General features: G+C 50.6%; 8 protein-coding genes. 6 read left to right on the top strand and 2 right to left on the bottom strand.

Annotation, left to right across the window (positions count from 1 at the left end):
• Positions 1 to 203: 203 nt before the first annotated feature.
• Both yqeB and yqeC read right to left on the bottom strand, forming a co-directional pair.
• Positions 204 to 1,829 carry a selenium-dependent molybdenum cofactor biosynthesis protein YqeB gene (gene yqeB, locus FEK46_RS00235; RefSeq protein WP_130207794.1) on the bottom strand — a complete coding sequence of 542 codons (1,626 nt, stop codon included), beginning with the start codon at positions 1,827 to 1,829 and terminating at the stop codon, positions 204 to 206.
• A 47-nt stretch (positions 1,830 to 1,876) separates the two neighbouring features.
• Positions 1,877 to 2,647, bottom strand: coding sequence for a selenium cofactor biosynthesis protein YqeC (gene yqeC, locus FEK46_RS00240; protein WP_131161991.1), 771 nt, complete (start codon positions 2,645 to 2,647; stop codon positions 1,877 to 1,879).
• A 92-nt stretch (positions 2,648 to 2,739) separates the two neighbouring features.
• Here yqeC and mocA point away from each other — a divergent pair, with 92 nt between their 5' ends.
• From mocA to xanQ, 6 genes are all read left to right on the top strand, one after another.
• Positions 2,740 to 3,318, top strand: a complete 579-nt coding sequence (mocA, locus tag FEK46_RS00245; protein WP_135407747.1) for a molybdenum cofactor cytidylyltransferase — start codon at positions 2,740 to 2,742, stop codon at positions 3,316 to 3,318.
• Between the two features lie 322 nt (positions 3,319 to 3,640).
• A complete protein-coding gene (gene ygfK, locus FEK46_RS00250; protein WP_135559253.1) occupies positions 3,641 to 6,739 on the top strand; it encodes a putative selenate reductase subunit YgfK in 3,099 nt (1,032 codons plus the stop codon).
• A 2-nt stretch (positions 6,740 to 6,741) separates the two neighbouring features.
• Complete coding sequence (ssnA, locus tag FEK46_RS00255) at positions 6,742 to 8,070, top strand: putative aminohydrolase SsnA (RefSeq protein WP_130207802.1); 1,329 nt, start codon at positions 6,742 to 6,744, stop codon at positions 8,068 to 8,070.
• 50 nt (positions 8,071 to 8,120) lie between these two features.
• A complete protein-coding gene (ygfM, locus tag FEK46_RS00260) occupies positions 8,121 to 8,900 on the top strand; it encodes a molybdopterin-dependent oxidoreductase FAD-binding subunit (protein WP_130259390.1) in 780 nt (259 codons plus the stop codon).
• The gene (locus FEK46_RS00265; protein ID WP_135559252.1) at positions 8,897 to 11,767 is read left to right on the top strand and encodes a molybdopterin-dependent oxidoreductase Mo/Fe-S-binding subunit; all 2,871 of its coding nucleotides are present in this window, start codon (positions 8,897 to 8,899) and stop codon (positions 11,765 to 11,767) included. The genes ygfM and FEK46_RS00265 overlap by 4 nt, the downstream gene beginning before the upstream one ends.
• 166 nt (positions 11,768 to 11,933) lie before the next feature.
• Positions 11,934 to 13,334, top strand: coding sequence for a xanthine/proton symporter XanQ (gene xanQ / locus FEK46_RS00270; protein ID WP_130259392.1), 1,401 nt, complete (start codon positions 11,934 to 11,936; stop codon positions 13,332 to 13,334).
• Positions 13,335 to 13,339 lie beyond the last annotated feature (5 nt).

Raw genomic sequence — 13,339 nt, forward strand, 5'->3', positions numbered from 1 at the left:
CGATGCCATTCGGCCAAAGATTGTTAACAAAGTGCGCGTTATTGATGCCGGATGCGGCGTGAACGCCTTACTCAGTCTACAAAACATCTAATATTCAATGGGTTGCAAAGCATTTGTAGGCATAATAAGCGCAGCGCATCAGGCAATTTGGCGTTTGTCATCAGTCTCAGGCCGGGTGGGTAATACCATCCGGCCATTTGCATTTAAGCCACTTCCAGTACTTCTTTCGTCGCTTTAACGCCCTGATGCATCAACATCATTAACGCCTCAAGTACGCCACCACCAATCGCTCGGGCTTTGTCAGAAACGCTGGTGAAATCAGCCGTTTCACCACGAGGATCGATATCACCGATTTTAAAGCCACCGACCACCGCCAGCCCGTCATTAAGTAAACCACGCACCATTCCCGTCAGCGGCGCTTTTATTTCATGCTCGCCAATCCAGGCAATAACATCGCCCTCTTGTACCAGATCGCCTAACTTCACGTTGGACCGCATGATACCTGCCGCCGGAGCGCGAATAACTCGCCGGGTGGTATGCCCCATAATATTTCCAGGAACGCCAGTGTTCTCCTGTGCGCAACCAGAGTAAATAACCTGTCCCAACCAATGCCCACGATTTGTTTCAATCACCGCATGACAATCTTTACCTGCGGTAAAGCCCGGCCCAAGCGCGATCGTCACTGGAGCCATGTCTGCACGCGTACCCAAATTCTGTTTCGCCAGAATAGCGTCCACCACACAAAGTGGTTTCAGCTCATCAAGCAGTAAACAGTCGGGGTCAACTATCACGGGAATAAACCCACGCTCAGTCAGTTTCATCGCCTCTACAGCGCTGGTTGCCAGTCGCGCGGTGACGCCTTCAACCGTCATTTCGTCATCGAACACGGCCTGGGCAAACGCCACGGTACAACGAATCACCGTCGGTTTTTCCACTTCCAGCATGATCACTTTAAAACCCGCATGATACAGACGTAGCGCCACACCACTGGCGATATCCCCCGCACCGCGAATCACCACCAGCTGGTGTCCGGAAGGATGAGAAGGTTTCATCATCAGCCCACCCGGCGCGTTATTTTTCACCTGTAATATTTCTGCCAGAACGCTGATAGCGATCTCCTGCGGCGTTTCAGCACCTATGTTGTAGCCCACCGGTGCGTGCAAACGGGCAATATGTTCTTCAGCCACGCCTTTCTCACGCAATTGACGCAGGAAAAGCTGAACCTTGCGGCGACTTGCCAGCAACCCCAACCATGCAATGGGTTGTTCAATGAGTTTATCGAGGGCTTCACGATCCTGATTATTCGTGGCAATCAGGACAAAATTATCAGGGCGAATATCCAGTGCTTCCACTGCCGCGCCAAACGACTCAGCATGAACAAGCGCAGTTGATGGCGGGAAAAGTTCAGGATTCAGGCTTTCGCGATAAATATCGGCAACAGCAATATCAAACCCCAGCAGTGCTGCGCTTTGGGCTATCGCCCGGTTAACATGCCCCGCGCCGATCAACACCAGCCGGGGTCGCATACCATGTACGCTGATAAACACTGACATTGCGCCTCCGCAATCTGAGCCGACGGCATCCGTGCCGTTACGCGCCATGCGTCCATGGAATAATCGTGGCTTACGTTCCTGCAATGCCTGAAGCGACTCTTCAATCACCTTCCGCTCAACCATTCCCCCGCCAATTGTACCGACGATAGAACCATCGGCGCGCACTAACATTTGTGCAGAATGGCGGGGAGTAGAGCCTCGGCTATCTACAATTTGCGCTATTGCAAAAGGACAATTTTGCTCTTCGAGTTTTGCAGCCTCTGTGAAAATATTCATACCAACCTCAATCGATATCCATTCAGTAACCCGGAAGGCCCGGGCCGCTAATTCACAAATCTGCGCGCGATTGCAGGATGTTCTTGTATATCGCCCAGCCAGATTGCCTCTACGTCATGTTGTTGCAGCGGCTGAAGTAGCTCGCTTTGCGCAATCGCATTCTCACATTGAGAAAAACGGTTAATGAACCAGATTCGTCGACAGCCTTGTGGTACGTTTTTAAACGCGCCCTGAGGGTGACGAACCAGCGCAACGAGATCGCTCAGTTGCAAGGTTGCATCAGGTGTTAACCCGGTAATATCAGCAAACTGCGACCAGCGATGGACATTTTCCGTGCCAACTTGCGCGCCCAAAATATGCCCTCCCATCACAGCAATCACACAGCAACTGCTTTTGGGTATGCAAGGTTCGTGCTCATCAGGCGCTTTTAACGGCATTCCACGCGAGCCATCTGCCTCAATGAGAATTACGTCACACTCTGGTCGTTGCACCAGTGCATCAATCACTTCTGGCGTAAATCCCTGCACTTTTCCCTGGTTCGCTTTCCAGCGGTGAAAACAAAATGAAATGGGGAATTTGAGAGACGAGTGAGGAAGCATTGCGGGATCACGACAGAAAACCACGGGCCAGTGAGAATCTGGCATAAACATATGTGTGGTCGTAGTAATTAACACGCGCCTGCCTATGGACTGAAATAACTGCGCCAGCCAAAAAAGCAGACTGGTTTTCCCCCCAGCGCCAACAACAGAAATCACAGTGGGGTGTTTCTGCGCGCCTAAATCAATGAATAACGCCGATGGGTCAATTATACTTTTCACGAGTCTTCATGGACCTCTCTGAGGTAAATACGCATTAATCAGGGAGTAACACATTTTCAGGCGTTATTAGCCCATATAATAATGGAACCACTATGTCAGCCATCGACTGTATAATTACCGCGGCCGGATTATCATCAAGAATGGGGCAATGGAAAATGATGTTACCCTGGCAACAGGGAACAATTCTTGACGCGAGTATCAAAAATGCGTTGCAGTTTTGTAGCCGAATTATTTTGGTCACTGGTTATCGCGGCAATGAACTGCATAATCGCTACGCTAGCCATAGCAACATTACTATTATTTACAATCCAGATTATGCGCAGGGGTTACTGACTTCGGTAAAAGCCGCAGCGCCAGCGGTACAAACAGAACATTGTTTTCTCACTCATGGTGATATGCCAACCATCAACAGAGATATCTTTCTAAAAATCTGGAAGTTACGAAACAACGGAGCCATACTCCCGCTCCATAATGGTACGCCTGGCCATCCGATTTTAGTGTCAAAATCCTGCCTGATGCAGGCGGTCAAACAACCTAACGTTACCCATATGCGCCAGGCATTACTCATGGGCGAACATTATTTCGTCGAAATGGAAAATGAAGAAATAATTTTAGATATTGATACTCCAAATGACTTTATTGATGCGCAAAAAAAGTATACTAAAATTTAGAAAAGCCAGTTAAACGATTGCGTTCAAATATTAAATCCACTCAGTACATCTTTATCATAATGATACAGAATCACTGATTTTGAGAAATGAGAAAAAGTGATAAAACGCATGACAACAATAATACCAAGGAGTGATTTTAATTCTCATTTAACTCCTGTGAGATCATTCACAAAAGCCCCTTAAGTTTCGAGGCGCTTCACATTTTTTTATATTTCCTGGCGAACATGGCAAGAGTGGTGTGATTGTTGCTCTATCCCCCTAAACCACCGGATTTCTCAATACCGGTCACTCAATGATATCTGTGTAAGCTAAGGAGAGGGTTATGGGGGATATTATGCGTCCCATTCCGTTTGAGGAACTTTTGACGCGCATATTTGATGAATACCAACAACAACGCTCAATCTTTGGTATTCCCGAGCAACAGTTTTACTCACCCGCAAAAGGTAAATCTGTCAGTGTTTTCGGTGAAACCTGTGCGACACCAGTCGGCCCCGCCGCAGGTCCGCACACGCAACTCGCACAAAACATCGTCACTTCCTGGCTGACTGGCGGACGCTTCATCGAACTTAAAACAGTACAAATCCTCGATCGTCTGGAGCTGGAAAAGCCCTGTATCGACGCCGAAGACGAGTGTTTTAACACCGAATGGTCCACCGAATTTACCCTGCTTAAAGCGTGGGATGAATACCTCAAAGCCTGGTTCGCCCTGCATCTTCTCGAAGCTATGTTCCAGCCGTCCGAGTCCGGTAAATCATTCATCTTTAATATGAGCGTCGGTTACAACCTCGAAGGCATTAAACAACCACCCATGCAGCAGTTCATCGATAATATGATGGACGCGTCTGCACATCCGAAGTTCGCACAATACCGCGATACGCTTCATAAACTACTCCAGGATGACGCATTTTTAGCCCGCCACGGTTTGCAGGAAAAACGTGAAAGCTTGCAGGCCTTATCGGCACGTATCCCCACCAGCATGGTACAAGGCGTTACCCTCTCCACGATGCACGGCTGCCCTCCACATGAAATCGAAGCCATTTGCCGTTACATGCTGGAAGAAAAAGAGCTCAATACCTTCGTGAAACTCAACCCGACTTTATTGGGTTACGCGCGAGTGCGCGAGATTCTCGATAGCTGTGGTTTCGATTACATTGGCTTAAAAGAAGAGTCATTTGATCACGATCTCAAGCTAACCCAGGCGCTGGAAATGCTGGAACGCCTGATGGCGCTGGCGAAAGAAAAATCGCTCGGCTTTGGCGTCAAACTGACTAACACCCTCGGCACCATCAACAATAAAGGCGCACTGCCTGGCGAAGAGATGTATATGTCCGGGCGTGCGCTGTTCCCGCTCTCCATCAATGTCGCTGCAGTTCTTTCCCGCGCCTTTGACGGCAAACTGCCTATCTCTTATTCCGGTGGCGCCAGCCAGTTAACTATCCGCGATATTTTCGATACCGGTATTCGCCCGATAACCATGGCAACTGACCTGCTGAAACCTGGTGGCTATCTGCGCTTAAGCGCTTGCATGCGCGAACTGGAAGGGTCAGACGCCTGGGAGCTTAACCGTGTTGACGTCGAACGGCTAAACAGGCTGGCAGCAGATGCGCTAACTATGGAATACACCCAGAAACACTGGAAGCCAGAAGAGCGTATTGAAGTGGCAGAAGACCTGCCACTGACCGACTGCTACGTTGCCCCCTGTGTTACTGCTTGTGCCATCAAACAGGATATTCCGGAATATATTCGCCTGCTGGGCGAACATCGCTATGCCGACGCGCTGGAACTTATCTACCAACGCAACGCCCTGCCCGCGATTACCGGCCATATTTGCGATCACCAGTGCCAGTACAACTGTACTCGTCTGGATTACGACAGTGCGTTGAATATCCGCGAACTGAAAAAAGTCGCCCTGGAAAAAGGCTGGGATGAATATAAGCAACGCTGGCACAAACCAGCCGGTTCTGGTTCTCGTCATCCGGTTGCTGTAATTGGCGCCGGTCCGGCGGGCCTGGCTGCAGGTTACTTCCTTGCCAGAGCAGGTCATCCGGTCACGCTGTTTGAACGCGAAGCTAACGCGGGCGGCGTGGTGAAAAATATCATTCCTCAGTTCCGTATCCCGGCTGAGTTAATTCAGCACGATATCGATTTTGTTGCCGATCACGGCGTGAAATTTGAGTACGGTTGCTCGCCGGACCTGACTGTCGAACAGTTAAAAAATCAGGGCTTCCACTACGTTCTGATTGCCACAGGTACTGATAAAAATAGCGGTGTGAAACTGGCGGGCGACAACCAGAATGTCTGGAAATCTCTCCCCTTCCTGCGCGAGTACAACAAGGGTACTGCGCTCAAGCTGGGTAAACATGTGGTGGTTGTCGGGGCGGGTAACACCGCAATGGACTGCGCCCGTGCGGCATTACGCGTGCCTGGCGTTGAAAAAGCAACCGTCGTTTACCGTCGTTCATTACAAGAGATGCCTGCATGGCGCGAAGAGTATGAAGAAGCACTGCACGATGGCGTGGAGTTCCGTTTCCTGAACAATCCTGAACGTTTCGATGCTGATGGCACCTTAACGTTGCGCGTCATGTCACTTGGCGAACCTGATGAGAAAGGTCGTCGCCGCCCGGTAGAAACCAACGAAACGGTAACACTGCACGTAGACAGTTTGATTACCGCCATTGGCGAACAACAGGATACTGAAGCCCTGAATACGATGGGCGTGCCGCTGGACAACAACGGCTGGCCAGACGTCGACCATAACGGTGAAACCCGCCTGACTAATGTCTTTATGATCGGTGACGTACAGCGCGGACCGTCCTCCATTGTCGCAGCTGTCGGCACAGCTCGTCGGGCATCGGATGCCATTCTTAGCCGGGAAAATATCCGTTCACACCAAAGCGATAAATACTGGAACAACGTCAACCCGACGGAAATCTACCAACGCAAAGGCGATATCTCTGTCACCCTGGTGAACAGCGATGATCGTGACGCGTTTGTCGCTCAGGAAGCCGCACGTTGCCTTGAATGTAACTACGTTTGCAGCAAGTGTGTGGATGTCTGCCCGAACCGCGCCAACGTGTCAATTGCGGTCCCTGGATTCCAGAACCGTTTCCAGACACTGCACCTGGACGCCTACTGCAACGAATGCGGCAACTGCGCCCAGTTCTGCCCGTGGAACGGTAAACCGTACAAAGACAAAATCACCGTCTTTAGCCTGTCGCAAGATTTTGATAACAGCAGCAACCCAGGCTTCCTGGTGGAAGATTGCCGAGTACGCGTGCGTCTGAATAACCAAAGCTGGGTGTTAAACATCGACAGCGAAGGCCAGTTCAACAACGTACCGCCGGAGCTGAACGATATGTGCCGCATCATTAGCCATGTCCACCAGCATCATCATTATCTGCTGGGCCGCGTGGAGGTGTAATCATGTTGATTCTGAAGAATGTCACCGCAGTACAGCTACACCCGGCGAAAGTGCAGGAAGGCGTCGATATCGCCATCGAAAATGATGTGATTATCGCTATCGGCAACGCCCTGACACACCGCTACCCTGAAGCCAACTACAAAGAGATGCATGGTCGGATTGTAATGCCGGGGATTGTCTGCTCGCACAACCATTTTTACTCGGGGCTTTCCCGCGGAATTATGGCAAACATCGCCCCCTGCCCGGACTTCATCTCGACGCTGAAAAACCTGTGGTGGCGGCTCGATCGCGCCCTTGATGAAGAATCTCTCTACTACAGCGGACTGATTTGTTCACTGGAAGCAATCAAAAGCGGATGTACATCGGTTATCGATCACCATGCTTCTCCGGCGTATATCGGCGGGTCGCTCTCAACGCTGCGCAACGCATTTTTAAAAGTTGGCCTGCGCGCGATGACCTGTTTTGAAACCACTGACCGTAACAACGGCATTAAAGAGTTACAGGAAGGGGTAGAAGAAAATATCCGCTTCGCCCGTCAGATTGATGATGCGAAGAAAGCAGCAACCGAGCCGTATCTGGTAGAAGCGCATATCGGCGCTCACGCCCCGTTTACCGTGCCGGATGCTGGACTGGAAATGCTGCGCGAAGCAGTGAAAGCTACCGGGCGTGGTTTACACATTCATGCCGCTGAAGACCTTTACGACGTTTCTCACAGTCACCACTGGTACGGCAAAGACCTGCTGGTACGGCTGGCAGAATACGATCTCATCGACAGTAAAACGCTGGTTGCTCACGGTCTATATTTGTCAAAAGAAGATATTGCTCTGCTCAATCAGCGCGATGCGTTCCTGGTGCATAACGCTCGTTCCAACATGAACAACCACGTCGGCTACAACCATCACCTTAGCGATATTCGCAATCTGGCGTTGGGAACCGACGGCATTGGTTCAGATATGTTTGAAGAGATGAAATTCGCCTTCTTTAAACATCGCGATGCGGGTGGTCCGCTATGGCCAGACAGTTTTGCCAAAGCCCTGACTAACGGCAACGAACTGATAAGCCGCAACTTTGGCGCGAAATTTGGCCTCCTGGAAGCCGGTTATAAAGCAGATTTAACCATTTGCGATTACAACTCGCCGACGCCGCTGCTGGCAGACAATATCGCCGGACATATCGCCTTTGGTATGGGGTCAGGCAGCGTTCACAGCGTGATGGTCAACGGAGTGATGGTCTATGAAGATCGTCAGTTTAACTTCGATTGCGATTCCATTTATGCGCAAGCCAGAAAAGCCGCTGCCAGTATGTGGCGTCGTATGGATGCATTGGCATAAATGACAAAAACCCTCTTCCTTCAGGGAAGAGGGTTAAATAAGGAAAGAAGATGATTGAACAATTTTTCAGGCCCGACTCTGTCGAACAGGCGCTGGAACTGAAGCGCCGCTACCAGGATGAAGCCGTCTGGTTTGCCGGCGGCAGCAAACTCAACGCCACGCCAACCCGCACCGATAAAAAGATTGCCATTTCCTTACAGGATCTGGAACTGGACTGGGTTGACTGGGATAACGGCGCACTGCGTATTGGTGCAATGTCTCGCTTACAGCCACTGCGTGATGCGCGCTTTATTCCTGCGGCACTGCGCGAAGCACTCGGTTTTGTTTACTCTCGCCATGTTCGTAATCAGTCGACTATTGGTGGCGAAATCGCCGCCCAGCAGGAAGAATCGGTGTTGCTTCCCGTTCTGCTGGCTCTGGATGCTGAACTGGTTTTTGGCAATGGTGAAACACTGTCAATCGAAGAGTACCTGGCCTGCCCATGCGATCGCCTGCTAACCGAAATCATCATTAAAGATCCGTACCGCACCTGTGCGACTCGCAAAATTAGCCGTTCCCAGGCTGGATTAACGGTAGTGACAGCAGCCGTAGCGTTAACCGACCACGACGGTATGCGAATTGCGCTGGATGGCGTCACCAGTAAAGCACTGCGTCTTCACGATGTCGAAAAACAAAATTTGGAAGGCTATGCACTTGAACAGGCTGTCGCCAACGCCATTTTCCCGCAGGAAGATTTGCGGGGCAGCGTGGCCTATAAACGCTATATCACGGGAGTTCTGGTAGCCGACCTGTATGCCGACTGCCAACAGGCTGGGGAGGAAGCCGTATGAATATCCACTTTACTTTAAATGGCGCGCCCCAGGAGCTAAAGGCCAATCCTGGTGAGAACGTGCAAAAGCTGTTGTTTGGCATGGGTATGCACTCTGTGCGCAACAGTGATGATGGCTTCGGTTTTGCCGGTTCTGACGCGATTCTTTTTAACGGTAATATCCTTAACGCCTCCCTGTTGATAGCAGCACAGTTAGAAAACGCAGACATTCTCACCACTGAATCCTTAGGCAAATGGAATGAATTAAGTCTGGTTCAACAGGCAATGGTTGATGTCGGCGTGGTGCAGTCCGGTTATAACGATCCGGCTGCGGCTCTGATTATCACCGATCTTCTCGATCGCATCGCCACACCAACCCGCGAAGAGATCGACGACGCGCTTTCTGGTCTGTTCAGCCGCGATGCTGGCTGGCAGCAATACTACCAGGTCATTGAACTGGCGGTTGCACGTAAAAATAACCCACAGGCTACGATTGATATCGCCCCAACTTTCCGCGATGACCTTGAAGTTATTGGTAAACATTACCCGAAAACCGACGCTGCCAAAATGGTGCAGGCGAAACCCTGCTATGTTGAAGACCGCGTAACCGCTGACGCCTGCGTCATTAAAATGTTACGTAGCCCACACGCTCACGCACTGATTACCCATCTGGATGTCAGTAAAGCCGAGGCTTTACCGGGCGTTGTTCACGTTATTACTCACCTGAATTGCCCGGATATCTACTACACACCTGGTGGTCAGAGCGCACCGGAACCGTCACCGCTTGACCGCCGTATGTTCGGCAAGAAAATGCGCCACGTCGGCGATCGCGTGGCTGCGGTCGTAGCTGAAAATGAAGAAATTGCGCTCGAAGCACTGAAGCTCATCGACGTTGAATATGAGGTGCTTAAGCCAGTAATGTCGATTGACGAGGCAATGGCGGAAGATGCGCCTGTCGTACACGATGAACCGGTGGTGTATGTTGCTGGTGCGCCAGATACTCTGGAAGACGATAACAGCCATGCAGCCCAGCGCGGCGAGCATATGATCATCAACTTCCCTATCGGTTCTCGCCCTCGCAAAAATATCGCCGCCAGTATTCATGGTCATATTGGTGATATGGACAAAGGCTTTGCCGACGCCGATGTGATCATTGAACGAACCTATAATTCAACTCAGGCACAACAGTGCCCGACTGAAACACACATCTGCTTTACCCGCATGGACGGCGATCGTCTGGTTATCCACGCGTCCACTCAAGTACCGTGGCACCTGCGTCGCCAGGTTGCGCGTCTCGTGGGCATGAAACAGCATAAAGTTCATGTCATTAAAGAACGCGTAGGCGGCGGTTTTGGGTCTAAACAGGACATCCTGCTGGAAGAAGTGTGCGCCTGGGCAACCTGCGTGACCGGGCGTCCGGTACTGTTCCGCTACACCCGTGAAGAAGAGTTTATTGCTAACACCTCTCGTCACGTCGCGAAAGTCACCGTCAAACTGGGGGCCAAAAAAGATGGTCGCCTGACGGCAGTGAAGATGGATTTCCGCGCCAACACAGGCCCTTACGGCAACCACTCACTCACCGTACCGTGTAACGGACCGGCGCTATCACTGCCGTTATATCCGTGCGATAACGTCGATTTCCAGGTCACCACCTACTACAGCAACATCTGCCCAAATGGTGCTTATCAGGGTTATGGCGCACCGAAAGGTAACTTCGCTATTACTATGGCATTAGCGGAACTGGCTGAACAGTTGCAGATCGACCAGCTGGAAATTATCGAACGTAACCGGGTACACGAAGGGCAAGAGCTGAAGATTCTCGGCGCAATTGGTGAAGGTAAAGCGCCAACCTCCGTTCCTTCTGCTGCCAGCTGCGCACTGGAAGAGATCCTGCGTCAGGGGCGTGAGATGATCCAATGGTCTTCACCTAAAGCGCAGGAAGGTGACTGGTGCGTGGGTCGTGGCGTCGCCATTATTATGCAGAAATCAGGTATCCCTGATATCGATCAGGCTAACTGCATGATCAAACTGGAATCAGACGGTACATTTATCGTCCATTCTGGTGGTGCTGACATCGGTACGGGTCTGGATACTGTAGTCACTAAACTGACGGCCGAAGTGCTGCATTGTCCACCGCAGGACGTGCATGTTATCTCCGGTGATACCGATCATGCGTTGTTTGATAAAGGCGCGTATGCCTCGTCCGGCACTTGCTTCTCAGGCAACGCCGCACGTATGGCAGCGGAAAATCTACGCGACAAAATCCTTTTCCACGGCGCGCAAATGTTGGGTGAGCCACTGGAAGATGTTCAACTGGCAACGCCGGGTGTCGTTCGCGGCAAGAAAGGCGAAGTCAGTTTCGGGGATATTGCCCATAAAGGCGAAACTGGTACTGGCTTTGGTTCATTGGTGGGAACAGCCAGTTACATCACGCCTGATTTCGCCTTCCCGTATGGGGCAAACTTCGCTGAAGTGGCCGTCAATACACGTACCGGTGAAATCCGCCTGGATAAATTCTACGCCTTGCTGGATTGCGGTACTCCGGTCAACCCGGAGTTAGCGTTGGGGCAGATCTACGGCGCTACCCTCCGAGCTATCGGCCACAGCATGAGCGAAGAGATCATTTATGACGCCAAAGGACACCCATTAACGCGTGATTTACGCAGCTATGGCGCGCCAAAAATTGGCGACATTCCGCGTGATTTCCGCGCTGTGCTGGTGCCGAGTGACGATAAAGTCGGCCCATTCGGGGCGAAATCAATCTCGGAGATCGGCGTGAACGGTGCAGCACCGGCAATTGCTACCGCAATTCACGATGCTTGCGGCATTTGGTTACGCGAATGGCATTTCACACCGGAGAAAATACTCACCGCACTGAAAAAAATATAAATAATAAATGGCCGCTTCGGCGGCCAGTTTCCCTTGTATTAAAGATAACTAATTAGTAACTGCGAAAATGAGATAAGCCGTTCTCAAGGCGTCCTGCGCCCCAAATTCGTGGGAATTTATTTTACTGATTCAGATGATCAAATTTACTTTATAAAGGAGTGAAGGGATGTCTGATATAAACCATGCAGGTTCTGACCTTATATTTGAACTGGAGGATCGCCCTCCTTTTCATCAGGCTATCGTTGGTGCCATTACTCATCTATTGGCAATTTTCGTCCCAATGGTAACACCCGCGCTAATTGTGGGGGCGGCCTTACAACTTTCCGCAGAAACCACTGCCTACCTGGTTTCTATGGCGATGATCGCTTCTGGTATTGGTACCTGGTTGCAGGTAAATCGCTATGGAATTATAGGTTCAGGTTTACTCTCTATTCAGTCAGTCAATTTTTCATTTGTGACAGTCATGATTGCGCTGGGTAGCAGCATGAAAAGCGACGGTTTTCATGAAGAGTTAATCATGTCGTCGCTCCTCGGCGTCTCCTTCGTTGGTGCCTTTCTGGTGGTCGGAGCCTCTTTTATTCTTCCTTATTTACGCAGAGTAATTACTCCCACTGTCAGTGGTATTGTTGTACTGATGATCGGCTTAAGCCTGATTAAAGTTGGCATTATTGATTTTGGCGGTGGTTTTGCCGCCAAGAGCAGTGGCACGTTCGGCAACTACGAGCACCTTGGCGTTGGTTTACTGGTGCTGATTGTGGTTATTGGCTTTAACTGTTGTCGCAGTCCGCTACTACGTATGGGCGGAATCGCCATTGGTCTGTGCGTGGGTTATGCGGTTTCATTATGCCTTGGCATGGTGGACTTCAGCAGTTTACGCAATCTCCCCCTCATTACTATTCCCCATCCTTTCAAATACGGATTTAATTTCAACCTCCATCAGTTCCTGGTGGTCGGCACCATTTATCTGCTTAGTGTGCTGGAAGCGGTAGGGGATATCACCGCCACAGCAATGGTTTCCCGCCGCCCTATCCAGGGAGAAGAATATCAGTCACGCCTGAAAGGCGGCGTGCTGGCAGATGGTCTGGTTTCGGTTATCGCCTCCGCCGTCGGTTCATTACCATTAACCACTTTTGCACAAAATAATGGCGTAATACAGATGACTGGCGTCGCTTCACGTTATATCGGGCGCACCATTGCGGTAATGCTGGTTATCCTTGGATTATTTCCGATGATCGGCGGCTTCTTCACCACTATTCCCTCGGCAGTTCTGGGTGGTGCAATGACGTTGATGTTTTCCATGATTGCCATTGCGGGTATCCGCATCATTATTACCAACGGATTAAAGCGCCGTGAAACACTTATTGTCGCCACTTCTTTAGGTTTAGGACTTGGTGTTTCTTATGACCCCGAAATTTTTAAAATATTGCCCGCCTCAATATATGTATTAGTTGAAAATCCTATTTGTGCCGGAGGCCTAACTGCGATTTTATTAAATATTATCCTCCCTGGTGGCTACCGACAGGAAAACGTTCTGCCGGGTATTACCTCTGCGGAAGAGATGGATTAACAGTA

This window comes from Escherichia sp. E4736, assembly GCF_005781225.1.
In the GTDB taxonomy this organism is placed as follows: domain Bacteria; phylum Pseudomonadota; class Gammaproteobacteria; order Enterobacterales; family Enterobacteriaceae; genus Escherichia.

What these genes read in the sequence shown, in the direction of transcription:
- yqeB (WP_130207794.1), bottom strand. Translation starts at nt 1,829, where the DNA reads ATGAATATTTTCACAGAGGCTGCAAAACTCGAAGAGCAAAATTGTCCT.
- mocA (WP_135407747.1), top strand. Translation starts at nt 2,740, where the DNA reads ATGTCAGCCATCGACTGTATAATTACCGCGGCCGGATTATCATCAAGA.
- ygfK (WP_135559253.1), top strand. Translation starts at nt 3,641, where the DNA reads ATGGGGGATATTATGCGTCCCATTCCGTTTGAGGAACTTTTGACGCGC.
- ssnA (WP_130207802.1), top strand. Translation starts at nt 6,742, where the DNA reads ATGTTGATTCTGAAGAATGTCACCGCAGTACAGCTACACCCGGCGAAA.
- ygfM (WP_130259390.1), top strand. Translation starts at nt 8,121, where the DNA reads ATGATTGAACAATTTTTCAGGCCCGACTCTGTCGAACAGGCGCTGGAA.
- FEK46_RS00265 (WP_135559252.1), top strand. Translation starts at nt 8,897, where the DNA reads ATGAATATCCACTTTACTTTAAATGGCGCGCCCCAGGAGCTAAAGGCC.
- xanQ (WP_130259392.1), top strand. Translation starts at nt 11,934, where the DNA reads ATGTCTGATATAAACCATGCAGGTTCTGACCTTATATTTGAACTGGAG.